Genomic DNA, 25375 nt, shown 5'->3' on the forward strand with positions numbered 1-25375 from the left:
CTTACCCCACCATGCGACTTGAGGCAATACGCAAAGTCACGACCATAAGTTGTCGGTGTTATCCAAAGTCATTCTGGAACACATCAGCATAAGCGTTGTTGCATGAATAGATATTCAGCACATACTGCCTTGATGTCCTGCCCCATTTGGCTGGCACAGAGATGAACTTGAAGACAAACGCCTTGATGCGGCTTGTTGCTTTGAGTCCGAACCTCTTCACGTCAAGCCTCGCCATGATGAATTTATAGAAGTTGCGTATGAGTGCCGTAAGCAGAAGAAACACCGTGTTTTCTCCCATGAAGGATTTTGGAAGCCTGTTCCAGCCGAATCCGTTATTCATTTCATCGAAGATGCGTTCCTTCCCTCCACGGAGGTTATAGAATTTGACAATCTCTTTCTCGGAAGACTCGTAGTCATTTGTAAGGATGCAGCGGTAGGTGTATTCGCCTTCCCACAGGTCAATCTCACCGTCAATTCGCTTCTGCCTTTGGATTACAAGACGGTATGCCCTCCCTTTCCATTTCTCAACAAGAATGGAGTTCAGTTCAAACTCAATGCCGCCCAGTTCCTCTCTCTTCCACCCTCTGAGTGCAAAGATGTCATCGTAGAGCGAACCGCAGCGGTTGGCGCGGATATAGAAAGTCATGCAATGCTTTCCGACCTCTTCCACAATTTCCTCTGAGCAGGATCCGCAATCTGCCCTGAAACGATTGACTGTCAATCCTTTCTGTTCAATCCTCTCAAAGAATCTCCTCAACGTGTCCTTCTGGTGGAAACGAACGTTAGTGTTGCCGTCGCTGTTCTCTATGCCGACAATCATGTCGCCAATGACAGCCACACCTGGACGGTACCCGAGAAACTTCTTGTATGTGGGTTTCGCATCAAACTTCTCAGCCTCTATGAACTGGTGGTCGAAGTCAACGTCATACCCCTCGCCCTCTTTCAGCTGCCCTGTGGACAATAGGCAATTGAGGAGCAGTGTATTCAGCATGTCTGCCGTGTTGAAGTCGTAGGTCTTGCCAGTGTCGGATGTGTAGGAAATGTTATCCTGGGTCAGTTCCTTTATGGCTCTGAGAATCGTGTCGGCACTGCATGTGCGAAATGTCGGATGAAGCGAGAGGTGGTACATCAGATGAGTGGTGACATCCTCTATGCATGAGCCGCCACAGAAATAAACGCTCATAAGCGAACGGATGATTTCGCTGTATTGATAACCATACAGCCTACATCTCATACCGAGGGTTGAGTCGATTACAGATGAGAGATTGGAGTCAAATTGCTCCATTATTGAAAAAATTCCTCCAAAAGGAGAGAGTTTCTCAGATTTTATTGCTACCTTTGCCATGTCTGTCGGGTTTGATACATATTTTGATTTGCAACACTAAGATAGGTGAAAAATCTGACATGGCAAAATCCTGAGCAACTTTTTGTTGCTCAGGTACTTATAAAATAAGTTAAACTAAAATGCTGCGGAATTTAGGTACATATAAAAGGTTAAAGTTTGAGATTGAATAGCCTAGGTTAACCGAAGGTAGTATTTAATTGATTTTATTAATCATGCCTATCTGTGTGCGACAAATATAGAAATAAAAAATTAAAAACGCAATTATTTAGAAAAATATTTTATGAAATATTGGTTCTTATAGGTGTACAATTTTGTTTATGCACCTTTTAATAAGGATGAATGTTTATTTTTTATCTTCATTAGTGTCCCGTTAAAATCGGGACAAATTAATATTAATCAAACAATCCCGGAAAAAGGGAAGAATTGAGTTCTTTGACATCGTTGAAATTAGTCTTATCAAACAGTTCCTTAAGGCATGTTTTGTCCGTAAGAGAAATGCTTAGAATTTGTAGAACTTCATATGTTGACCGTTCCAGTTGCATATCATGTTGCACTATAGCAACAAGGCAATAACTGATAATGGCAGTACTGATTTGGATTCGAACAGCGTTCTCCGTAGTACCCCAAAACTTCTTAATTTTGAGGTGCTGCTTTAGCCATTTGAAGAACAACTCAACCTGCCAGCGGTTTTTATACAGTTCGACGATTTCAAGTGAAGTGAGATGAAAAGCATTGGTAAGAAAGACAAACTCTCTATCCTGATTTTCGTCTCTGTACTTCACTAAGCGCAACCGCTCAGGATACTTCTGCCGAGTGATTATGTCGGTAAGTTCTATTACAGAATCGGTAAGTACATTCTTTGGCAATCTGCGTCTCCATCGGATACATTTAAACTGTAGATTCTTCTTGGCTCTCACTATAAAGAAAGACTCGTGCAAATGTATCTTATGGAGTTCTTTGAAGGCATTGTAACCACGGTCAAACACATAGTAAGACCCTGATTCATAAGGAATATACTTCATTGCTTTTGAATCGTGGACAGATGCTGTAGAGAAGTGGAAGTATGCTGGGACTTGTGCTTCCAAGTCATACAACACATGAGCTTTTACACCACCTTTCTTCTTACGAAACTTGGCCCACCAGAAGATAGACAGACATAAAGGTATTGTCGTAGAATCGAAAGCATACACATGCCCTTTCAACTTAAAAATATCTGTTGCCTGTTTTTTCCGAGCCTGTTCCATCATGAAGAATGCAAAGTCTTCAAAGATGCGGTAATCTCGATTTTGGTTGGCTGAAGCAAATGTCGTTTTAGCAATAGGATTCCGTCCTATTCCAAGATGATAGCATTTGGTATGATGCGCTTCCAGCGCCACGACTACATCGCGTAGACTTTCACAATTACTAAGCTGACCAAACATCAATGCAAGAAGTTGGTTCCAGCACGTGAATGACTTGACATACCGATTGCCATTGTATTTGTCAACTAAGTGGCGAAACTTATCTTTATCAAGAAATTCTACCAATTGGGCAAAGATATATTTGTTTTTGTTCATATGCAGTCTATCTTATAGACTACAATGTAGCAATTTCAAATCGTCGCACCCTAAAAATGCTTGTAAAAGACTATATTTCAACTATTTCAAAGACCGATTCCCTTTTTTAACGGGACAGTAGTGTTTTATCTTCAATAAGATTTGTATATATATTGAAAATAATAATGTTATATTTTGATTATCAATAAATAAAAAGGGAATATTGCTAGCAATATTCCCTTTTTAATCAAATCTGTTATATAATAAATTATTTTATAATATCACGGAGCTTAATACTTTGGAACGTCATGTGGGCTACGCTGCTCTCGTACAATATACCGATGGTTTCTTTATCAATCATGGTCAGGCAGGAATATCCCCAGTTGTATCCCTCATCCAATAGTAACTGATGTTCCGGGCTCCAGGTATTTCCTCCGTCCAGACTGATTTTGATGGTCATGTCCTTTCGCGCGCTGGTTGAGTTGGGGTTGGAGAAAATCAGCAGGTCTTTTCCCAGCACGTTGTCCTTGGCTTTCACGCTGATCAGGCTGGCCATACATACAGGCTCTATCAGGGCCGTACGGGAAGATTCATGTTCTTTCCACGTCTTGCCTAAATCCCGTGTGGTATATACAGCCCGGCTTCCTCCCCGGTTGTCACGCATGTTCAGCATGAGAGTGCCAGGTTCGAGTTCGGCCACCTGCGCTTCTGTGGTATTGGTACGTGCATGGTGGTGGATGGTCCAGGTTTTTCCATGGTCTTTGCTATACATGATGCCTGCATTTGGAATACGGGTCTTGTCGATGAACTGGATAGGGAACACCAAGGTACCGTCTTCCATGGTGATGCCTCGTCCCGGTCCCTGAAGCAGGAAGTACCATTCCGGAAGCTTCACCTGTTCGGTGATGTTGATAGGCTCGGACCAGGTCTTTCCATCGTCTGTACTTTTGGCCAGTACCAGCTGGGCCGTGTGGTTCAGGTCCATGCCCGGATGGGAACTCCACCAAGCTCGTTGGTTGCCCATTCCGTGCGTCCAGGCTGCTACAATCCATACTGTATTCGTTTGGGTGTCTACCAGAATGGAAGGGTCACCTACGCCGTTCTGAGCCGACGGAAGCCCTCCATATTCTTTAAAGGCCAGTGGCAGACGCATTTTCTCCCAGGTCTTTCCACCGTCTGTACTACGGCTGAGACCGATATCGATGTGTTCCTGCAGGTCCACACTGCTGTTGTAACGTACGTCATATACGCCCAGAAGAGTACCTTTGTTGGTCGTAACCAGACCGGGGATACGGAAGGCGGCAGAACCGTCGTCACCGGCATGACGTACGCCGACTGCCATTCTCTGCACCACCTTTTGTTCCTCTGCATTTTTGGTCGGGAGAATTTTCCCGTCTGCTTTCACTTGCGTGATTTCGGCACTGATTTTGGTTTGCAGTGAGGCCGTGGGTTGCATCTCAATGCTGATCCAGAAGAAATTGTATCCGGGAAACAGGTTCTGCTTGCCCTCCAGCGTAAGGGTATGTTTCTTGGGGGTTACTTCCGATTTCTTGATAGAATAGGAAGGGTTTGCCGATAACGTCTGGCCAGGAGTCTGACTGGAGATATATTCTACCGGGGCAAACCGTTTTTTTCCTCTGTCTTGGGAAGCGTCCGTACCACTATAATAGAGTTTGACTGCTTTTATCTGTGAAAGCGGAACCTCTTTGTCGAACGTGAGGGTGACATTTTCCAGTGTCTGGGTCTCTTTTGCATCAAGCCGCATATAGGCCAGCACATTGTCATGTCTTTCTATCAGAATGGGCACCTGTGGGGTTTTCACAAATACCGTGTCGGCGGCTTGCAGGCTGATAGAAATCATTCCGATACATAGGGAAAGTAATTTTCTCATAATTAAGAGTTTGGGTTAGATTTTTACTTTAGCTATCAGTTTTCTGATTTTTCCTTCTCCGATGAGTGGAGCATGAGGGTCTTCCGGATAGACAATCAGGAATTGTCCCGGAAGCAGGTCCACGAAACACGTGGGAGTGTCCGTATAGAGGGCGCAATCTCCTTCTTCCTGGTAAGCTTGTTTCAGTTGGCAGACATCTTCCATCGCTTTCCAGCCGATACGTTCCTTTCCTTCCAGCAGGATGTGTATGTCAATGTAGTCACGGTGTACTTCGAGCACCTGTTCGGATGCCTTGACACATGTGGGGTTTACATTGTTGATGAACAGGTTGTTCCCGTCCAGTTCGATTCTTCCACATGGAGTATGCAGAAGGTCATGACTTTTTACATAATCAAACAACTGTTTGAACAGAGGGTGGAGTGCTTCAATCCGGGCACTGTTTTGTAAATTGGAAACAATCATATTTTCAAAGTTTTATTATTCCATATTGTCTGTCTTGGGGCGCAGGAAGTATAATTGCACGCAGAGAGCGACTGCCACCACAATGGCCAGCATGGCAAAACCGGCTCCCAGGCTGCCGTTGTCTCCCCAACGGCCCAGCAGATGTGTAATGAAGGCACCGGCAGAAACTCCCACCATGTTCATCACTCCGTATGCCGTGGCTCTTTGTTTGGACGATACGAACTGGCAGAGGATAGGCATGTTGTTGGTGTCGAAGATGCCATATCCGATACCGAACAGCAGTCCGGCACCCACTACAGCCACCAGGTTGTGTCCAAAGCCTAATAAGAGCAAGGAAGGGATGGTCAGTCCCAAACCGATGGCTCCGGTATATACGCGTCCGCGCAAGTTCTTTTGTATCCACCAGTCGGATAACGGACCACCGATAATGACACCGATGAAGGAAGAAACGGCAATCGTAATGGTAGAGATAGGGCCAGCCTGTGACATCGGTAAGTTAAGGTTTTCAGCAAACAAGGTCGGGAGCCAGTTTTTGGTAGCCCATCCGGGAAGGCTTGGAGCGGCAAAATAGAGCAAGATTACCCAAAAAGCCACATTGGTCAGCAAGGATTTCAGACTGATGAATACGCTCTCCTTTTCTTTATGCGGTGGAGCTTGCAATTTTTCTGTGGGGATGGATTCCGTCTTTTTGTCGTGTAGGAATAACATCAGAATCACGGCGTAGGCGATTCCGATGATACCGAACCAATGGAAGGTGGTATGCCAGGAGACAGCCGCAGCCACGGTAGCTCCGAATCCTCCGATGGCCTGGCCAGTGTACAGACCGGTCATGTGGATGCCTACAGCTAAAGAGCGGGATTTCCCGGTGTGGTAGTCTGCAATCAGGGAAAGTCCGGCAGGGATGTAGAGCGCTTCGCTCACTCCCATCAAGGCACGCAGCCAGACAATCTGGTTGAAGGTGTCGGCCACTCCCATCAGGTAGGTGACAGAAGACCATACGAACAAACTGCCTACAATCAGCCATTTGCGGCTCAGACGGTCGGCAATGACACCCGAAACCGGACTCATCAATGCGTAAATCCAGAGAAAAATCGCCATCAGACGGCCGAAGTTGGTAGCCGATTGCAATTCCGTGATATCCATCTGCATGGCCTCCTTCATGGTGCTGAGCATTTGGCGGTCCATATAGTTGAGCAATGCCACGCCCCACAGCAATCCTACTACAACCCAAGGATAAATCTTAGAGTTCTTCATATATTATGATTATTCAGTTAGCAATGGTACTTGCCGGATTATTCTCCGGCAAGTATTTCTTTACATAAAGTATATCCCTTGACCATCATTCGTGGAATATGGAAAGGACCTTTGAACAAGTTACCTTTTGCGGGTTGGGCTACTGTGCCGTCGCGGTGCAGGTATCCATACCATTCGCCGAACTCATTGTCGGGAAAATGGGCATACGTCCACTCACTGATTTGTTTGTGGCGTTTCAGGTACTTTTCGTCTTTGGTCAGCTTATAGGCATACAGGTTGGCGATGATGGCTTCGGTTTGCGGCCACCAGAATTTCATGTCCTGTGAATAGTCTTGAGGAGGCAGGTTCTTGCAGTCCTTGAAGTTGATGATGCCTCCGTACTGCTTGTCCCATCCCCATTCCCATGACCAGTCGAGAATGGTTAGCGCCATGTCGATGAGCTCCTTGTTTCCGCCCATGTTACGGGCTACGTCGAACAGGAACCAGGACGTCTCGATGCAATGTCCCGGGTTGATGGTACGTCCGTTCATGGTGTCGATGAATTCTCCTTTAGGGCCTACCATTTCAAGTAAAGCCTTAAATTCCGGGTGCATGAAGTAATTTTTCAACGCATGGATGGATTCCTCAATCTGGGCATCCAGTTCCGGGTCGGAAATCACTTGCTTGATGCAGGAAGCTACGTTGACCATGATCATGGTGATGGAATGGCCCTGTGCCTGGAGAGTCGGAAGGTATTTCGGTTCCAGAATGCCCGGTGTGTGCAGGAAATGACGCATCCGCTTGAATAGGTCGAGTGCTTTCTTTGCATATTCCTGGTTGCCGGTAGCCAGTGCATATTCCGACATGGCGATGGCGGCGAAGCTTTCAGAAAACACATATCTTCTTTTCCGGAGCGGTGTGCCGTCGGCCATGACTTCGAAATACATTCTTCCGTCTGTATCGAAACAGTGGTTTTCAATGAAATCCAGCGTCAGTTTGGCTGCTTCCAGCCATTCCGGGTTCTTTTCCACATGATTGTAGGCAAAAGAACAGATAAAGGCAAACCGGCCCTGGAACCATACCGACTTGGTGGTGTCGAACAGCTGTCCGTCGCGTGCCACGCAGGTATATACACCTCCGTGTTTCTTGTCGAGACCATATTTCAGCCAGAAAGGCATGATGTTGTGGGTGAGATCTTCTTTGTAGTTCTCCGCCCAGTATTTTGCGTAGGTATCTATGCACATCATAAGGCCGACGATTAGAATTTGTTGCAACGGTCAAAGAAATTGATAGCTTCCAGTTCCGCCTTCATGCGGGCTTCTTCTTCGTCGGTCATGTTCTGGAACGGCGTACGGTTCTTGCCCAAGTCCAGACCAATCAGTTTCATAATCCGTTTTCCGGCTACGATGTTGCCGCGGTAGTGACAGATTACGTTGATGACATCCTGTGAGAAGTTCTGCAATTCGCGAGCCTTTTCAATGTCGCCGGCTTTCCAGGCATCGAGGATGCCTACCAGGTTGATACCATTGTAGTTGGTCGTTCCACCGATACCGCCCTGTGCACCGCCCATGGCCAGTGAAGGAAGGATGGTTTCATCTTGTCCGTGCAGCATGTCGAATTTGCCGTTCTTGTACAGGCGGCACTGGTTGTATTCATAAATGCTTTCGTACGTATATTTGATGCCGGCAAAGTTCGGAATACGTCCGTCTACCGCTTTCAGCAATTCCACCATCGGCAGGTAGGCACCGTTGAATGCGGGAATGTGGTAATAATAGAATGGAAGATTCGGCGCTCCGGCTGCGATTTCTTCGCAGTATTTCACCAGTTCTTCGATACGGCCGATTTTCGGGAAAGGAGGAGCCATGGCACCGATACCCCATGCGCCGATTTTCTGTGCATGTTCGGCCAGCATCTTGCTCGCCTTTACGCAGCAGCTTCCCACGTGTACAATCACCTTGAAACCTTCGGGAGCTACTTCAATCCAGCGTTCAGCCAGTTTCATACGTTCTTCTTCCGTCAGCATGTAGCCTTCACCGGATGAACCGTTGATGAACACGCCTTTCAGGCCATTCTTTGCCAGCATGGCAGCATACGCTGCTATCGGTTCATAGTTTACTTCCCCATTTTCATAAAACGGAGTAAACGGAGCATCAATTAAGCCAATAATTTTTTCCATAATATTATATTTAATAAATTGATTTATTTAATATCGGCAAAAATAGCGATATAATTTTTATATTACAAGGTTTTTAGGGGTTATTTTGAAAATCTCTTTCTTTTTTAAGTGGATAAACAGTAATTTGTGGGGTACGTATGCCGGGTTTTATTTCTCCGCATACCATGTATAAAAAATGACGATGTAGCAGGAGAATGCCTCCGGCCCGTGCCATACCCGGGATGTTGGGATGTTGGGTCCATTTTTTATGTGTGAAGTCAAAGCAGAGAAGGTCATCGTTGAACCGATACCAGGATGGCTCATGAGTGAGATAGTCTTTTCCCGCTTTTCCATCCAGGGCCTTTTTAAAAATGCTATAGTTGACTCCTCCGGCAAGGATGAGATGTGTGGAGGTTTGGGTGCCGCTTCCTCCCGCCATACAGCGTTTCTCTCCATTCTCTTCCAGGGGTATGTCCGACTCGTACTCCCAGCGGTCGGTTTCGGGGAGATAGCATACGATGTCGTGTGAAAGTATGCTTTCCGAAGTGTCCGATGCTGCCTGGTATCCACCTATTAAATAAAGCTTGTGCGCGTCGTGGACCAGAATCGGCTGTACGCGCTGAGGCCCCGGATAGGCAGACAGTTTCTGCCAGTCACGACCTGTGTTCAAGTCCAGTTTGTACAGAGCGTTCTGTCTGTGCTGCTGGTTTCCTCCGGTAAGGTAGATACAGCCGTTAAGAAGGGTAGCCGCGGCGTTGTCTATGGTTTCGGGCAGTGAAGGAAGTGGCTGGATGGTGAACTTTTGTGGAGATTCGGTAGCCTGAATACGGAATACGCAGGTCAGGCAGGAATCTGCATTGGCTCCTCCGATGCAGACCAAGCCCTCCGGGGTTTCTATGGCACAGCCGTAGGCCACCGGGCAAGGCAGTGATGGAAGTGGTATCCACTGTGGGCATTCAGACTGGACGTTTAACGCATAGCACTGGTCGTAATACACTTTCTCTCCTCCTTCGGCAGCAGGCTTGTGGGGGAAATTGCAGCCCCCACCCACTATCAGCCAGTCTTTTATGAAGCCCGCAAAAGGAGCAGATACACCTTGTGTAATCGGATACTCGGGTACAGATTGTGCCAGAGATATTGCATACTGGAATACTAGGATTCCCCAAATCAGAAGCTGTTTTTTCATACGTATCTTCATTCGGTTAAAGAAGGATGGAATTGTTTCTGCTAAAATAAGCATAATATTTAAGCTGTCCATGATTTAATGAAGAATTTTCTTGGTCTCCGCCATAGATAATTAATATTTTGCTTTTGTTGTTTTGTATCAATAAATTTATTATCTTAGCCATCGGTTTGTCGGGCAGGTCATTTTAATAAGTAGGGCTGTCTTATGAGCCTTAGCGTTAAATGTAATAATATGAAAAAAGAATAGCCCGTTATTTTAGCTGGTTATTGTGGGTTCAACTAAATTATGGTCATGATATTATGGTACACAAGTTAATCGAAGGGTTGGGAAATGGCACAAAAAATATGCTTACTCAAAAACGGATAATTACCTATCTGATGCACAATCATTCTTCTACTATTCCCGATTTGGCAAAAGACATAGATTTCAGTATCCCTACTGTCACCAAGTTCGTGATGGAGCTGGTGGATGAAGGATACATCATCAATTATGGGAAGCAGGAGACCAGTGAGGGCAGACCCCCTAATCTGTATGGTCTGAATCCGGATTCAGCCTATATGGTGGGAGTGGATATCAAGGCATTTTGTCTGAACATCGGCCTGATGAATTTTACGGGTGACATGGTAGATATTCAGATGGGAATAGAGTGTCGGCTCGACAATACGGTGGAAAGTCTGGATTTACTGATTCAGCATATTTGCACTTTTATAGAGAAACATAAGAATATCAGGGACAGAATTCTTCAGGTAGGAGTGAACATATCCGGGCGTGTGAATCCAGAGGAGGGTTATAGCTTCAGCATGTTTAACTTCGAGGAACGTCCGCTGGCCGAAATTTTGACTGAAAAGATTGGCATTCCGGTAGGCATCGACAACGATACTCGTGCCATGGCCTATGGCGAGCTGCTGAAAGGGGTGGTCAAAGGAGAAAAAGATGTGGTGTTTATCAATCTCAGCTGGGGACTTGGTTCGGCCTTTATCATTGACGGAAAAATCTATACGGGTCGTTCGGGTTTCTCAGGAGAATTCGGTCATTTCAATGTGTTCGACAATGAAATTATCTGCCGTTGCGGAAAAAAAGGATGTCTGGAAACCGAGGTTTCCGGTTCGGCTCTGCATCGGATTCTTTGTGAGCGGGTAAAGAACGGACAGACTACCATTCTTTCCAAAAGAATTCTTTCAGGTGAGTCCTCACTTACGCTGGAAGAGATTGTGGAGGCCACCAATAAAGAAGATATCCTGTGTATTGAGCTGGTGGAAGAAATCGGGCGCAAACTGGGGCGTTATCTCGCAGGTCTGATTAACCTGTTCAATCCGGAACTGGTGGTCATCGGCGGAACGCTGGCGTTGACGGAAGATTATATCTTGCAACCCATCAAGACGGCCATCCGCAAATACTCCTTGAATCTGGTAAGCAAAGATTCTGCCGTGGTCTTGTCGAAGCTGCAAGCAAAAGCAGGAGTGGTAGGTGCCTGTCTGCTGTCTAGAAGCAAATTGTTTGAATGGTAAATTATAGAAATAGGTGAGCCTGTCTGGAATGATTCATTTCAGACAGGCTTGTTTTTTGTGTATACCTTTATTTTTTCTATTCTTCCGCCCGATATTCCAGTATGTCCCCCGGCTGGCAGTCCAGTTCCTTGCAGATGGCCTCCAGGGTGGAGAAGCGTATGGCCTTGGCCTTTCCTGTTTTCAGAATGGAGAGATTTGCCGGTGTCAGGTCAATCCGTTCGGCAAGCTCTCCCAGCGAAACTTTCCGTTTCGCCATCATCACATCGAGATTTACGATAATCGGCATAGTTAGTAGTTGGGTTAAATAGTTAAATCTTGTTCTTCCTGCATCTGGATACCTATTTCAAACAACAAGGAGACCAGCACGAAAACGGCTCCTATCACAATCAGCAGGATGCTGTTCTGATGGAATGTGTCTATTGGGGTGAGATTGACGATGACATTCATCAGCACTCCCGAAAGTATGGTGGAGATTCCGATGGCCGATAAAATCCGTTGGTTGACGCGGCAGAATACTTTTCCTTTTTTCACGTTGCGTGCCATGAAATAGGTCAGCAGGCCGATAAAGAAAATGGTGTAACACTCAATGGCTTGTACCAACGCTTCCCATATAAAAGTATCGCTGTCGTTTTTCCCAATTTCATAACAGAGAGGCACTATCTGGCTAAAGCCATAAGCGATGGATGCCAAAAGGCTGAGTACCGAAATAAAGTCGCAGTATTGCATCAGGCGTTTGTAGGATTGGGTTTTCATTGTTCAAGTGTTTAATTAAATCGTCAAATCGTTTTCTTCTTTCAGTCGCAGGCCGAGGGCAAAGATTTCAGCAGCCAGCAGGGCGATAAAACCTAAAATCAGTGTGGAGTCGGAAGAAGCCATCAGGGTATTGAATTCGCTTCCCGCCAGTTCAATGGCCTGTGCAAACTGATGGTTCGAAATCCAGATACTGATATAACCGAGTACATATATCCCTAACATGTTCCAACCGATGCGGCGCAGGTGTTTTACGTTGATCCAGTCGAACACGATGTTTCGGTTGATGTGTATCATCAGCTTGCCGAAATAGACAACGACAGAGATAAGTCCAATGAGGACAATGAAACCGATGAATCCCTGTAATACACTGATACCAAGACTAATATTGGTGTAAGGATATTCGATCAGTGCTGTCATAGGTTTGATGGCCAGTTGCTTACCGTCTTTTAGGTTGGTGATCGTACCGGCTGTTTTCGTCAGGTCGGTGGGCAGAACGTGCATCGTTTTATATTGGGGAACGTCTATGATTTCTCCTTGAGCGGCTTTCAGGCCGATCTCCATTCCGTTGATAAATAATATTTTTGCAACCATGTACATGTTTCCGGAAGCAGACAGCAGAAAAGCGGCAATCACGCATGCACAGAATATATTCAGTTTCTTTTTCATAATGCGAAGGATGGGGTTAGATGGTCAAATCATTTTCTGGTTTTCTATTTCAATCGTTTCTGCCTGGGCAGGCTGATGCCAGGAAGCCGGTTGCGGAACCAGCTTCTTTTGGATGAACAGTACACAGAGGATGGTGAGGACAAATCCTCCGGCTGCCATGAGCGCCGCTCCGGTGGCTCCATAAGTAGAAACCATGGTCGCATTCGGGTCGTCTGCCGATAAGAAAGCAATCACAGCCGCACTGTTATTGACAAAGTGCATCAGGATGCCGGGGAGCAGGCTGCCCGTGCGGTAGTACATCCATCCCAGTGCCAGTCCGGTGACAAAGGCGAAAGGTGCCTGTACCCAGTTGCCGTGTACCAGTCCGAAAATCAGAGAGGAAAGTACGATGGCCCAGGCTGGATGTTTCCATTTGCGGAGCAGATATCCCTGAATGGCTCCACGGAACAGCAGTTCCTCTACGAGGGGAGCCATGATGACGATAGCCACGATACCTAAGGGATGATGCATCATCATGTCAAAGGCAGCCTCCATATTGTTGGGCAGGTCGGCCAGTTCGTTGAAGTAATTGGTCCATAAGCCCATCGCTAAAATGAATATCACCGATGTAACTAATAGTTTTGGGGAGCAGTGATATCCCCAAGTTTTCCGGTCCATTCCCACATATTTACCAGCCAGCAGATGGATGCCTAACGCAGCGGTAGAGAGTATCTGTGCCAGCATGATCAGGTTTGTATAAAGAGCGTCGAGGGTCTTCGGCAATTCGAAGGTGTGGCGATACAGCATGTATCCACAGATGGCTACCCCCATGAAAGCCAGTTGGTAGGCAAAGAAATACAGTAATAATTTAATGGTGCGTCCCATAATTGTGTACGTTTTAAAAAAGTTTGTTTACTTGTTGGTTGAAAGTTTCTGAAGAGCCGGACCTTCAGTGCCCCAGGTCAGCAGATAAGCCGGATTCCAGGTTTTTCGGTCCGCATCCCAGCGGTAAGCCTTTTTCTCGGTCAGGGTTCCCAGTGTGTCGTATCGGTATTCGTACTTCCACTTGGGAGTGAGTGTTTTGCCGTCTTCATTCAGGGTAGATACCGTCAAGCTTTGGTGGTTCTGTCCGTAAATGAAGGTTCCTTTTGCGTGTGCGTGTGTGGCTGTCAATGTCATCAGTGCAGCGGCAATTCCTGCTGCCAGTGTCTTTTTTGTGAATGTCTTTTTCATAATTGTACGTGTTTGTGTGTAAATAATAGTGTGTGTCGTTTGTTTTCGATAAATATTTATCGTTTTTCGATATGCAAATGTAGGTGTTATTTTTGAACTACAAAAGAAAAACAGAAATATTTTATCGAAAAACGATAAATTTTTCCTTTTTTACGGGAAAAATGAGGCTTAAAGCCCTGGAAAAGGAGAAAAGAGGACTTTGCAGGCTTTAAGGAACACAGGTGTGTGATGGGGTCAGAATTCTGGAAAACCTAAGGGTATGGATGGAGAAATGCAGTGGTTTATTTTACGTTTCCCTTACGGAAAACATACGTTTCTCGGTGCGGAAACGTACGTTTCGCGGTAGGAAAACGTAGGTTTCTATATAGGGAAACATAAAAAATACTGATAAATTCTCCTTTTAATGCCGTGTTCGCTTTAAAATTAATACTTTTACGTTGTCTTTAGGTTCAACAAAAATCTGTACTTACCATGAAAACTCGATTAAGAATGTATTGTATAAGCTGTCTGTTTACCTTAGGGGCCGTACAGCTTTCCGCTCAAACTTATAACTGGATACATAGCAGTGAGAATGCAACTTGGCAACAATCCACTGTCCGCTTGAAAAGCGAAGTAAATGTCCTTCCGGATGTGTCTGTGGACGAAAAGGCTAAAATAACCACGTTTAAGACCTGGGGGGTTACTTTCAATGAGCTTTGTTGGGATGCGCTGGGCGCGCTGACCCGTGAAGAGCAGGATGAAATCTTGAAAAAGGTATTTGCCCCGGATGGTGATTTGCGTATCGGGCGGGGACGGATTTCATTGGGTGCCAACGACTATGCTCGTTCCTGGTACAGTTGCGATGAGGTGGAAGGTGATTTTGAATTACGCTACTTCAACATCGACCGGGATAAACAGGCGATTATTCCTTTTATCCGGGCAGCACAGAAATATAATCCGGCACTTACCTTTTGGGTTTCTCCCTGGTCTCCCCCCAGCTGGCTGAAAATAAATGGAGATTACCCGGTGTTGAGCAGTCCGTCCAATCATCTGTCGCCGAAATTGGACTATCTGCTTTATGGAAATGTAGGCGGAACGACCGATCCGGACGAGATGAAACTGGTAGGAGAACGTAAAGGGAAATTCCCCCGTCAGCTGGCTACTACCGACTATATGATACAAGACCCCCGTTATTTGCAGACTTATGCCAATTACTTCTGTAAGTTCATTGATGCCTACAAGGCAGAAGGCATCCCTATTGATATGGTGATGTATCAGAATGAGGCTTACAGCTATACCCCCTATCCCGGATGTGCATGGACGGCAGAAGGAACTATCCTCTTTAATCGGGATTACCTGGCTCCGGCACTGAAAAAGGCGCATCCGGAGGTGAAGTTGTATTTAGGCACGCTGAACACGAACCGGCAGGATCATGTGGAGAAGATTCTTTCGGATAAGCAATTGCAAGATTGTATTTCCGGAATGGGCTTCCAATGGGAAGGACGAGAAATCTTGGCAGCCATCCGGCAACAGCATCCCGACTGGAGTTACATTTGTTCCGAGAGTGAATGTGGCTGGGGAAGCTTTGACTGGAAGTCGGGCGAGCATACTTTTGAACTAATCAATCATTATTTGGGGAACGGATGCAACGAGTATAACCTTTGGAATTTTATCCTTTCGGATAATGGAGAAAGCACCTGGGGGTGGAAACAGAACGCCTTGATTCGGGTCGATTCAAAGACACGTACGTTTACGTATACGCCTGAATATTTTGCGGTGAAGCATTATGCCCATTATATTGCTTCGGGTTCGGAAGTACTGGCCTATAAGCCGGAGGGAGACGACAAGAAACCGGTGCTAGTGGTAAGGACTCCGGCGAAGAAGTATGTGGTGATAGCCGGAAACTTCAAGGAAGAGTCACAAAAGCTGACCGTAAAGTTGGGCAAGCGGTATTTGGAAGTGGTGTTGACTCCTCATTCCATGAATACATTTGAAATGAAATAATACAGAAAGGCATTGAAAATCTGGGATATAAGATAATAAAACAGGCTATGGTGGGGAAGCATTTATTTATCGCAATTTTGTTGGGAATCATATTGTCGAGCAATACCTATAAGAAAGAATCGCCCTCCTTGGCGGGGATGACCGTAGAATTAGCCGAGACTCCTCTTGGTGTAGACACTTCTACTCCAAGGTTTGGCTGGCAGCTGACGGCTGCTCCGCAGGAAAGAGGAATCTATCAGACGGCTTATCAGCTGATTGTGCAGGATGAGGCTGGAAAGAGGGTATGGGATTCCGGGAAGGTGGCGGGAGACGCCTCCCAGCATCTGGTGTACCAGGGGGAAGCCTTACAGCCGACGACCCGTTATACGTGGAAGGTAAAGGTATGGAACAATCAGGGAAAGGTGCAGGAAGGAATGTCCTGGTTTGAAACCAGTCTGCTGACAGACCATGAGGCGGATGGCTGGCACGGAGCCCGCTGGATTGGGGGTGGCGACGAGGATATGGTACTTTATTCACCCTATCTGCCTGTGTTCCGCTTGGATTTTTCTTTCCAGATGAAGGAGCAGGCCGTATCCCGTAAGATAGCCTTTGTGTATGGAGCGAATGACGAGCGGTTGATGGATGCGAACAAGAACCTGTATCATCTTTCCAATGGAAAGGATGCTTCTTACATCAAGGTGGAGTTCGATTTGACACCGCTGAAAGGTGGCGGAAATGCATGGATACATCTTTATCGTGTGGGTTATCAGCCCGATGACAAGCCTTCCGTACCGTTGAAATCTTTTTTGATACCGAATGACGTGTTGAATGCCGGGAACCAGTATCAGGCGCATACTTTTTCTCTGTATTCCAACTTGGGCTTTACGGTTTTGAAAAAAGGAGAAACTCAGCTGGGGGAAGTGAATGTGAATCCCTTGGGGCAGGGAGGCGATTTCATTGCCTTTCCCGTAGTGGGTGAGGTGGGCTTTGCCTTGGAGGATGTAAAGGCCTTCTCGGGTGTGAAGACGGATATCCGTAATTTCCGGAGTCCGGAAAACCGACTGACTTCCGTGACACTGGATGCGTCCCGATTGAAAGGGGGGAGAAAATGGTATGTGCAAGACCCGAGCCGCAATTCCATGCCGATGTTGCGTACGGAATTTGCGACCGTTGCGAATAAAATCAGGAAAGCACGGCTGTATGTCACCTCCCGCGGTATTTATGAGATGTATCTCAACGGGCAGCGGGTAGGAAAGGATTATTTCAATCCGGGCGTGACACAGTATAATAAAACACACCTGTATCAGGTGTACGACGTGACGCAGCTGGTACAATCCGGGAAGAATGCATTGGGTGCGGTGCTGGCCGAAGGCTGGTGGAGCGGAGGTGCCACTTATGCCGGAGAGAACTGGAACTTCTTCGGCGACCGTCAGTCGTTGCTGGCCCAGCTGGTAGTGACGTACGAGGATGGACAGCAGCAGACGGTGGTCACTTCGCCGGACACATGGAAGTATTTCAACCAGGGACCGGTGGTGTATGGCAGTTTCTTTCAGGGAGAAGTCTATGATGCCCGGAAGGAACAGGCAATCGCCGGATGGTCTTGCCCGGGTTACGAGGATGCGGCGTGGAAGCCGGCAGTGGAAGTGACGCTGGAAAATCATGTCAGTCAGGTGGGAGGAGGAAACGTGCCGAAAGTGAACGATTATTCAGCTTTTCACCTGAAGGCCCAGTATGGCCAGACGGTACGGGCCATTCAGCAACTGAAGGCGCGGTCGGTGGAAGAAGTACGGCCGGGTATCTTCGTGTACGACATGGGACAAAACATGGTGGGAGTGCCTGAAATCACGCTCCACGGAATGGAAGCGGGCCGGGAAATCAACCTGCGTTATGCCGAAGTGAAATATCCGGACTTGCCGCGTTATGCCGGTAACGAGGGAATGATTATGCTCGAGAATATCCGTGCGGCAATGACACAGGACAAATATATCACCAAGGGAGGGGAGGAAACGATTGCGCCGCGGTTCACTTATCATGGCTATCGGTATGTCGAGATTACGGGCATTGACAAGGCCTTGCCTTTGGAAAGTGTGAAGGGTACGGTGCTGAGCTCGATTGACGGGCTTACTTCTCAGTATGAAACCTCGAACGAGAAAGTGAATCAGCTGTGGCACAACATCGTGTGGTCTACCTATGCCAATTTCTTCTCCATCCCGACCGACTGTCCGCAGCGGAACGAACGCCTGGGTTGGGCGGGAGATATCTCGGTCTTCTCCCGGACGGCGACTTATCTGGCCGATGTGCCGCAATTCCTTCGCCGTTATTTGCAGGCCATGCGCGATGTACAGCGGGAAGACGGACGTTTCCCTGACGTGGCTCCGCTGGGGGTAGGCTTTGGGGGCCTGTTGTGGGGTAGCGCGGGTATCACGGTGCCTTGGGAAGTGTACCAGCAGTACGGCGACAAGAGCTTGCTGGCGGAACATTATGCGGCGATGGGCCGTTACATTGATTATATACTGGCAAAGACCATCAACCCGGAAACGGGTATCTTGGAGCAGGAGAAGGTGTGGGGAAATCTGGGCGACTGGCTGGGGCCGGAGGACAACAAGAACGACAAGACACTGATGTGGGAGGCTTATTTCTTGTACGACTTGGACATCATGGTGAAAGTGTCCAAGCTATTGGGCAAGGAAAGTGAGGCACGGAGATATGCGGATTTGTATCGGAAGCGGAAGGATTTCTTCCTGCGTACGTATGTGGATAAAGCGACGGCCCGGACGATTTCTTCCGGGGCCGACGGGCCTGAAAAAGGGAAACCGATAGACATACAGATTTCGTACGTGCTTCCGCTGGCGTTCGGTCTTGTTCCGCCGGAGCTTCGGGAAGAGTTTGCAGCTCGTCTTTCCCAAACGGTTCAGCGGGAAAATGTGGGTGACGACGGAAAGACTTATCCGGCTTATTCTCTGATGACGGGATTCATCGGGACGGCCTGGATTAGCAAGGCACTTTCGGACAATGGCCACGACGACGTGGCCTACAAGTTGTTGCAGCAGACCACCTATCCTTCGTGGCTGTATTCCGTGGAACAGGGAGCTACGACCATCTGGGAGCGGCTGAATTCTTATACTCATGTGGATGGGTTTGGGGAAAACAACCGGATGAACTCGTTCAATCATTATTCATTCGGGTCCGTAGGGGCTTGGATGTATGCCTATTCACTGGGGATTATGCGGGATGAGAATCATCCAGGGTTCAAGCATTTTGTGTTGTCACCGCGGGTGGACCCGACCGGACAGATGACGTTTGCCCGTGGGTATTATGACTCCTTGTACGGTCGGATAGAAAGTGCATGGGAAGTGAAAGACGGGGAAGTGAGGTATTCATTCACTGTGCCGGCCAATACGAGTGCCACACTTTATTTGCCGGTTGCTTCGACAGACAAGGTGACTGAAAACGGTCGTGTCTTGCAGGCAGGAAAAAAGGGTGTAAAAGAAGTGGTGTGGCAGGAGGGCATGCTCCGGGTGGAAGTGTTGTCGGGTACTTATCATTGGGTGGTTCAGGTTATGCCATGAATTTTATCAAGAAGATGGGTATTGGGCGTATCAGATGAAAAAGAAAAGAAAAAACTGTGAAAGCCTTTGCCTTTACCAAGGGAATTTTTGTAGCTTTATGGCCGATTTAAACATTTGTATTTCTGGTATAAGTTTGGAATTTAATTGAGGTTCCATGCTTCCGGATAAATTTCAGTCTAACCCTTTAAACCGTAAATCTATGTACAGAATGATTTTGAACGAAACCTCTTATTTTGGAGCAGGATGTCGTGAAGCAATTGCCACGGAGGCTGCTCGCAGAGGTTTTAAGAAAGCTTTTTTTGTGACAGACAAAGACCTGATTCGTTTTCATGTAGCCGATAAGGTGATTGAAGTGTTCGAAAAGGCAGGTATTCCTTACGAAATATACAGTGATGTGAAGGCCAATCCGACCATTGCCAATGTGCAGCATGGGGTGACTGCCTTTAAGGCTTCCGGAGCTGATTTTATCGTGGCACTGGGTGGAGGCTCTTCCATTGATACTGCCAAAGGTATTGGTATCGTAGTAAACAATCCGGAATTTGCTGATGTACGTTCATTGGAAGGGGTAGCCGATACACGTCATAAGGCAGTCCCGACTTTCGCTCTTCCTACTACAGCCGGAACGGCTGCCGAGGTAACGATTAACTACGTGATTATCGATGAGGCGGCTACCAAGAAAATGGTGTGTGTAGATCCGAACGATATTCCGTCGGTAGCTATCGTTGACCCTGAGCTGATGTATTCCATGCCAAAGGGACTGACCGCTGCAACGGGGATGGATGCCTTGACCCATGCCATTGAAAGTTATATCACTCCGGGAGCTTGGGTGATGTCGGACATGTTCGAACTGAAGGCCATTGAGATGATTGCGAAGCATTTGAAGGCTGCAGTGGATAACGGTAATGATTCGGTGGCCCGTGAGGCCATGTCGCAGGCACAGTACATTGCCGGAATGGGATTCAGCAACGTGGGGCTGGGAATCGTTCATTCTATGGCTCATCCGTTGGGTGCACACTATGATACTCCGCATGGAGTAGCCAATGCGTTATTGTTGCCTTATGTCATGGAATACAACGCGGAATCTCCGGCTGCACCTAAGTACTTGGACATTGCCAAAGCCATGGGAGTGGATACCACTGGCATGAGTGAGGCGGAAGGGGTAAAGGCAGCGGTAGAAGCTGTCCGCCGGCTTTCTTTGAGCATCGGCATTCCACAGAAATTGCATGAGATTGGAGTGAAAGAGGGTGATTTGCACCAGCTGGCCATCGATGCGTTCAATGATGTCTGCACGGGAGGTAATCCGCGTCCGACTTCAGTAGAAGAAATTGAAGCACTTTACCATAAGGCTTTCTAGTATATTTCACAGTCTTGCTAAATTAAACGTCCGCAGTTTCCGGAGATTTTTTCCTGAAGCTGCGGACGTTATTCTTGTGGATTTCTCAAGTGGGAAAAACGGTTCTTGGACGAGGACTTTATCCTTTGTTTTCCTTGCTCTTCCGCTGTACGATGCGGGCACCGGCAGGTACGCTTTCCGTCACCCAGATGTTACCGCCGATAGTAGCACCTTCACCGATGGTGATGCGTCCCAGGATGGTGGCGTTGGAATAGACTATCACATTGTCCTCCAGTATCGGGTGGCGGGGAATGCCTTTGATAGGATTCCCTTGCTCGTCGCAGGGGAAGCTCTTGGCCCCCAGGGTGACTCCCTGATACAGTTTCACGTGGTTACCGATGATGCAGGTAGCTCCGATGACCACACCTGTGCCGTGGTCAATGGTGAAGTGGTGTCCGATTTGGGCACCCGGATGGATGTCGATGCCGGTTTCGGAATGGGCCATTTCGGTGATGATACGCGGGATGAGCGGTACGTTAAGCCGGTAAAGTTCGTGGGCAATCCGGTAGTTGGTCACGGCCCGGATGACCGGATAGCAACAGATGATTTCCCCGAAGCACGTGGCGGCAGGGTCACCGTAGTAGGCAGCCTCTACGTCCGTGGCCAGAATGCGTCGGATTTCCGGCAGACGGCTGATGAACTCCGCCGCCAGTTGGGTTGCTGTGGCCCGGCAGGGAGACTGACAGTCACATTGTCCTTCGTTTTCCACGCCGAAGCACAATCCGGCCTGTATTTGTTCAATCAGTAAGGAAAACAGCTCTTCGATGTTGACTCCGATGTGGTAGTTGATGGTCTGGCTGTTGATGGTTGAGTTTCCGAAATAGCCGGGAAACAGGATGGCGCGTGCCAGTTCCACAATCCGCTCCAGCGATTTTCCCGAAGGGAGCGGTTCTCCTTCCCGATGCTGATGGAACAGCCCTCGGTAGGATTGGTTATCGGAAAGTTCGTCAACGGCCTTAGTCAGTATATGCGTGTAATCAGTTGGACTCATGGACATTTCATTTTGATAATGGGCAAAAGTAGCGATATTTTGTGATGAATCCAATAAAATCCTATTTTTGTGGAAAAATCAGTGCAGTATGGTAGTGAACAAGAAAAATCCTTTTGCTTTCAAGGCGAAGCAGAGCAACAAGAAAAAGGCGAGTGGGAAACGGGTGGGGAAATCCCGTCCGGAAAAAGCGAATAACCAGTTGAACCGCAGAGTGAAATAATAAGAATCCCCGTTCTTCTCAGACATGACTGAGATCTTTAAGAAGAACGGGGAGTTTTTATGGGATAGAACGGATGTGGTGTCCGTTATTCTTCAGCCAATACGAAATCCAGTTGTTTCTTAGCCAGGTTGGCACGGGCTACCTTAATCTTAATCGGGTCACCGAGACTGAATTTCTGGTGGTGACGACGTCCGATGAGGCAGTAGTTCTTTTCGTCGAACTCGTAGAAGTCGTTGCCCAAATCACGCATGGCAATCATGCCCTCGCATTTGTTTTCATTGATTTCCACGTAAAGGCCCCATTCCGTGACTCCGGAAATGACTCCATCGTAGACTTGTCCGATACGTTCGCCCATGAATTCCACTTGTTTGTATTTCACGGAGGCACGTTCCGCACTGGCGGCTGTCTGTTCCATTGCCGAACTGTGTTCGCACAAGGTTTCGTATTTGTCGGCCTGTGCACTCCGTCCTCCTGCCAGGTAGCGGGTGAGCAGACGATGTACCATCAGGTCCGGGTAACGGCGGATAGGAGAGGTGAAGTGGGTGTAATAATCAAATCCCAGTCCGTAGTGTCCGATGTTGTAGATGGAGTAACGGGCCTTCTGCATGGCGCGCAAGGACACCGTTTCTATCAGGTTCTGTTCCTTCTTGCCGTTGATTTCATTGAGCAGGTGGTTGAGTGACTTGGAAACTTCCACCTTGCTGCCTCCCGTACGGATTTTGTAGCCGAAGCGGGCGATGAACTGGTTCAGGTTGTCCAGCTTGTCGGGGTCCGGAAGGTCGTGGATACGATAAGGGAATACTTTCGGCTTCTTGTTCTTGGGTACCTTTCCGACGTATTCGGCCACGGTGCGGTTGGCCAGCAGCATGAATTCCTCAATCAGCTTGTTGGCTTCCTTGGAAACCTTGAAATACACGCTGAGCGGTTTTCCGTTTTCGTCAATCTCGAATTTCACTTCACAACGGTCGAAGTTGATGGAGCCGGCACTCATTCGTTTCTCCCGCAGGATTTGTGCCAGACGGTTCAGTTCCAGAATTTCTTCCTTGTAGTCACCTTCTCCCGTTTCAATAATCTGTTGTGCCTCTTCGTATGTGAAGCGGCGGTTGGATTTGATGACGGTGTGGCGGATACGGAAGTTCTTTACTTCGGCCTTGTCGTTCATGTCGAAGATGACAGAGTAAGCCAGCTTTTCCTCGTCCGGTCGCAGAGAGCAGATGAAGTTGCACAACCGTTCCGGCAGCATCGGGATGGTGCGGTCGACCAAATAGACGGAAGTGGCGCGTTTCACTGCTTCCTTGTCGATGATGCTTCCTTCTTTCACGTAATGTGAAACGTCGGCGATGTGTACGCCTACCTCCCACAATCCCGGTTTCAGGTTGCGGATAGACAGGGCATCGTCGAAGTCCTTGGCATCTTTCGGGTCGATGGTGAAGGTCACCACGTCGCGGAAGTCTTCACGTTCGGCATAGTCTTCCGGTGTGATTTCAGCCGACAGTTTTTCAGCAGCTGCTTCCACAGCCTGCGGATAAGTGTAAGGCAATCCGTATTCGGCCAGGATGGCATGCATTTCGGTCGTATTGTCGCCAGCCTGTCCCAAAATGTCAATCACCTCTCCAAACGGGTTCTTCGCTTCTTCCGGCCATTCGGTGATACGGACTACGGCCTTGTCGCCGTTCTTTCCGCCTTTCAGCTTGTCTTTCGGGATAAAGATGTCGTTGGCCAGTGTGTTGGCTTCTGTCAGCAGGAAGGCATAATTCTTGGAAACTTTCAATACGCCGACAAACGTTTCGTTGGCATGTTCCAGAATCTCGATTACCTGTCCTTCCAGCTGGCGCTTCTTGCATTTGGCACACAAGGACACTTTCACCTTGTCGTTGTTCATGGCGTGTGCCGAGTTGCGTTCTGCAATGAAAATCGGTTCTCCGCCGTCGTCGGGGATAAACGAGTTCTTTCCGTTACTCTTCCGCTGGAAGGTACCGGTTAGAATCTGTCCTTTATCATTGATTTTATAGCGCCCTTTTTCGATTTCAATCAGGAAATTGTCTTCCACCATTTCCTCTATGACATCGATACAAAGCATTTTTCCCGGATGGGTCGTGAGTTTTAGAGCTTGGAACAACTGCTTGAGGCTGAATGCTTCATTCGGCTTTGTGCGGAAATAATTGAGCAGCATTTCTACGAGCTCTTTTTTCTTCAGGTGTTTTCCGCCTTTTTTTTCTTTTTTCTTTTTAGCCATGTTGTTTATAGTTTAGAGCCGGCTCCTCTCTTAGTAACCGGCATGTTCGATTATACAAAGAAAGCAAATTCCACGGAATAAACGCGGATTTTTCTGTTAAGATGCTGAAAAACTATTATCTTTGCCGCGTTCTTATTACAAAGTCTGATATGAATGAAGTTGAATCATCTGTCCGCGAACATGAAATATACAAAGTGACCTTGGTGGGAAGCTTGGTGAATATTCTACTGGTAGCTTGTAAGTTTGCGGCTGGTTTTTGGGGCAAGAGTGCGGCTATGATTGCCGATGCGGTCCATTCTTTGTCGGATTTGATTACGGATTTAATCGTAATCGTCTTTGTACGTATTTCCAGCAAGCCGGAAGACAAGGACCATGACTATGGGCATGGCAAATACGAAACGCTGGCTACTTTGCTGATTGGTGCGGCTCTGCTGGCTGTGGGCGTGGGCATTTGCTGGAGCGGAGTGGAGTCGATTGTACTCTTCTTCAGAGGAGAGACGCTGCAGTCTCCCGGTTGGATTGCCCTGGCAGCGGCCATTGTATCCATTGTATCCAAGGAAATCTTGTTTCATTATACCCGTGTGGTGGGCAAACGTTATAACAGCCCAGCCGTCATTGCGAATGCCTGGCATCACCGCAGCGATGCATTCTCTTCCATCGGTACGGCAATCGGTATCGGAGGAGCCATTCTGTTGGGCGACAGCTGGCGGGTACTCGACCCGTTGGCGGCAGTGATTGTCAGCGTCTTTATCGTGCAGGTGGCTGTCAAGCAACTCAAGTCGTGTGTGGATGAACTGCTGGAACGCTCGCTTCCAGACGATATTGAACAAGAGATTACCAAGATTGTCTTGTCGGAAGAGGGGGTGTCACAACCTCATCATCTGCGTACCCGACGGATAGGAAGCCATTATGCGATGGACATGCATGTGCGTATGGATGGAAATATTTCTTTACATGAGGCGCATGAAAAGGTGACGTCCATCGAAAAGAAATTGCGGGAGGCCTTTGGGGCAAATACGTATATCAGTATCCATGCAGAACCTGAGAAGTAAAAAAGT

At 47.6% G+C, this 25375-nt stretch carries 21 protein-coding genes; 6 read left to right on the top strand and 15 right to left on the bottom strand.

What is annotated here, in order from left to right; all coding sequences use genetic code 11:
- Positions 1 to 58 precede the first annotated feature (58 nt).
- The 8 genes from BQ7480_RS00500 to BQ7480_RS00535 form a co-directional block, all read right to left on the bottom strand.
- A complete protein-coding gene (locus BQ7480_RS00500) occupies positions 59 to 1345 on the bottom strand; it encodes an IS1380 family transposase (RefSeq protein ID WP_048318236.1) in 1287 nt (428 codons plus the stop codon).
- Positions 1346 to 1737: 392 nt separating this feature from the next.
- Entirely contained in the window at positions 1738 to 2901 is a 1164-nt protein-coding gene (locus tag BQ7480_RS00505; protein WP_072541279.1) for an IS4 family transposase, read from the bottom strand.
- A gap of 247 nt (positions 2902 to 3148) precedes the next feature.
- Entirely contained in the window at positions 3149 to 4771 is a 1623-nt protein-coding gene (locus tag BQ7480_RS00510) for a sialidase family protein (RefSeq protein WP_072541280.1), read from the bottom strand.
- Positions 4772 to 4786: 15 nt separating this feature from the next.
- Positions 4787 to 5233, bottom strand: a complete 447-nt coding sequence (locus tag BQ7480_RS00515; RefSeq protein ID WP_072541281.1) for a NanQ anomerase/TabA/YiaL family protein — start codon at positions 5231 to 5233, stop codon at positions 4787 to 4789.
- A 15-nt stretch (positions 5234 to 5248) separates the two neighbouring features.
- Entirely contained in the window at positions 5249 to 6487 is a 1239-nt protein-coding gene (locus BQ7480_RS00520; protein ID WP_072541282.1) for an MFS transporter, read from the bottom strand.
- 38 nt (positions 6488 to 6525) lie between these two features.
- Complete coding sequence (locus BQ7480_RS00525; protein WP_161946423.1) at positions 6526 to 7713, bottom strand: AGE family epimerase/isomerase; 1188 nt, start codon at positions 7711 to 7713, stop codon at positions 6526 to 6528.
- Between the two features lie 11 nt (positions 7714 to 7724).
- On the bottom strand, positions 7725 to 8642 hold the full coding sequence (locus BQ7480_RS00530) for a dihydrodipicolinate synthase family protein (RefSeq protein ID WP_072541283.1): 918 nt from the start codon (positions 8640 to 8642) through the stop codon (positions 7725 to 7727).
- Positions 8643 to 8715: 73 nt separating this feature from the next.
- Positions 8716 to 9807 carry a cyclically-permuted mutarotase family protein gene (locus BQ7480_RS00535; RefSeq protein ID WP_072543826.1) on the bottom strand — a complete coding sequence of 364 codons (1092 nt, stop codon included), beginning with the start codon at positions 9805 to 9807 and terminating at the stop codon, positions 8716 to 8718.
- 299 nt (positions 9808 to 10106) lie between these two features.
- Between BQ7480_RS00535 and BQ7480_RS00540 the strand changes: the two genes are divergently transcribed.
- Positions 10107 to 11315 (top strand): ROK family transcriptional regulator, encoded by a 1209-nt coding sequence (locus BQ7480_RS00540; RefSeq protein ID WP_072541284.1) that lies wholly within the window; start codon positions 10107 to 10109, stop codon positions 11313 to 11315.
- A 76-nt stretch (positions 11316 to 11391) separates the two neighbouring features.
- On the opposite strand, the gene BQ7480_RS00545 is transcribed toward BQ7480_RS00540, so the two are convergent.
- From BQ7480_RS00545 to BQ7480_RS00565, 5 genes are read right to left on the bottom strand one after another with little or no spacing between them, the layout of a single operon-like run.
- Positions 11392 to 11601: a helix-turn-helix domain-containing protein gene (locus tag BQ7480_RS00545; protein WP_022353539.1), complete on the bottom strand. Its 210-nt coding sequence runs from the start codon at positions 11599 to 11601 to the stop codon at positions 11392 to 11394.
- A gap of 14 nt (positions 11602 to 11615) precedes the next feature.
- Positions 11616 to 12068: a DUF2975 domain-containing protein gene (locus tag BQ7480_RS00550; protein WP_072541285.1), complete on the bottom strand. Its 453-nt coding sequence runs from the start codon at positions 12066 to 12068 to the stop codon at positions 11616 to 11618.
- A gap of 15 nt (positions 12069 to 12083) precedes the next feature.
- Positions 12084 to 12734 (bottom strand): DUF2975 domain-containing protein, encoded by a 651-nt coding sequence (locus BQ7480_RS00555; RefSeq protein ID WP_072541286.1) that lies wholly within the window; start codon positions 12732 to 12734, stop codon positions 12084 to 12086.
- A 24-nt stretch (positions 12735 to 12758) separates the two neighbouring features.
- On the bottom strand, positions 12759 to 13598 hold the full coding sequence (locus BQ7480_RS00560) for a CPBP family intramembrane glutamic endopeptidase (protein WP_072541287.1): 840 nt from the start codon (positions 13596 to 13598) through the stop codon (positions 12759 to 12761).
- A gap of 27 nt (positions 13599 to 13625) precedes the next feature.
- On the bottom strand, positions 13626 to 13946 hold the full coding sequence (locus BQ7480_RS00565) for a DUF3836 domain-containing protein (RefSeq protein ID WP_083581720.1): 321 nt from the start codon (positions 13944 to 13946) through the stop codon (positions 13626 to 13628).
- 471 nt (positions 13947 to 14417) lie between these two features.
- Between BQ7480_RS00565 and BQ7480_RS00570 the strand changes: the two genes are divergently transcribed.
- The 3 genes from BQ7480_RS00570 to fucO all read left to right on the top strand — a co-directional run bounded on the left by BQ7480_RS00570 (position 14418) and on the right by fucO (position 20831).
- Positions 14418 to 15929 (top strand): glycoside hydrolase family 30 protein, encoded by a 1512-nt coding sequence (locus tag BQ7480_RS00570; protein WP_072541288.1) that lies wholly within the window; start codon positions 14418 to 14420, stop codon positions 15927 to 15929.
- 80 nt (positions 15930 to 16009) lie between these two features.
- On the top strand, positions 16010 to 19477 hold the full coding sequence (locus BQ7480_RS00575; RefSeq protein WP_449374835.1) for a family 78 glycoside hydrolase catalytic domain: 3468 nt from the start codon (positions 16010 to 16012) through the stop codon (positions 19475 to 19477).
- Between the two features lie 199 nt (positions 19478 to 19676).
- Positions 19677 to 20831 carry a lactaldehyde reductase gene (gene fucO, locus BQ7480_RS00580; protein WP_072541289.1) on the top strand — a complete coding sequence of 385 codons (1155 nt, stop codon included), beginning with the start codon at positions 19677 to 19679 and terminating at the stop codon, positions 20829 to 20831.
- Between the two features lie 118 nt (positions 20832 to 20949).
- Here the strand turns inward: fucO and BQ7480_RS00585 are convergent, their stop codons facing one another.
- Entirely contained in the window at positions 20950 to 21861 is a 912-nt protein-coding gene (locus BQ7480_RS00585; protein ID WP_072541290.1) for a serine O-acetyltransferase, read from the bottom strand.
- Positions 21862 to 21949: 88 nt separating this feature from the next.
- Here BQ7480_RS00585 and BQ7480_RS18290 point away from each other — a divergent pair, with 88 nt between their 5' ends.
- Complete coding sequence (locus BQ7480_RS18290) at positions 21950 to 22081, top strand: hypothetical protein (RefSeq protein WP_262483140.1); 132 nt, start codon at positions 21950 to 21952, stop codon at positions 22079 to 22081.
- An 85-nt stretch (positions 22082 to 22166) separates the two neighbouring features.
- Here the strand turns inward: BQ7480_RS18290 and rnr are convergent, their stop codons facing one another.
- A complete protein-coding gene (rnr, locus tag BQ7480_RS00590; protein ID WP_072541291.1) occupies positions 22167 to 24317 on the bottom strand; it encodes a ribonuclease R in 2151 nt (716 codons plus the stop codon).
- 149 nt (positions 24318 to 24466) lie between these two features.
- Between rnr and BQ7480_RS00595 the strand changes: the two genes are divergently transcribed.
- Entirely contained in the window at positions 24467 to 25369 is a 903-nt protein-coding gene (locus BQ7480_RS00595) for a cation diffusion facilitator family transporter (protein WP_072541292.1), read from the top strand.
- Positions 25370 to 25375 lie beyond the last annotated feature (6 nt).

This window comes from Bacteroides mediterraneensis (assembly GCF_900128455.1).
In the GTDB taxonomy this organism is placed as follows: Bacteria; Bacteroidota; Bacteroidia; order Bacteroidales; family Bacteroidaceae; genus Phocaeicola; species Phocaeicola mediterraneensis.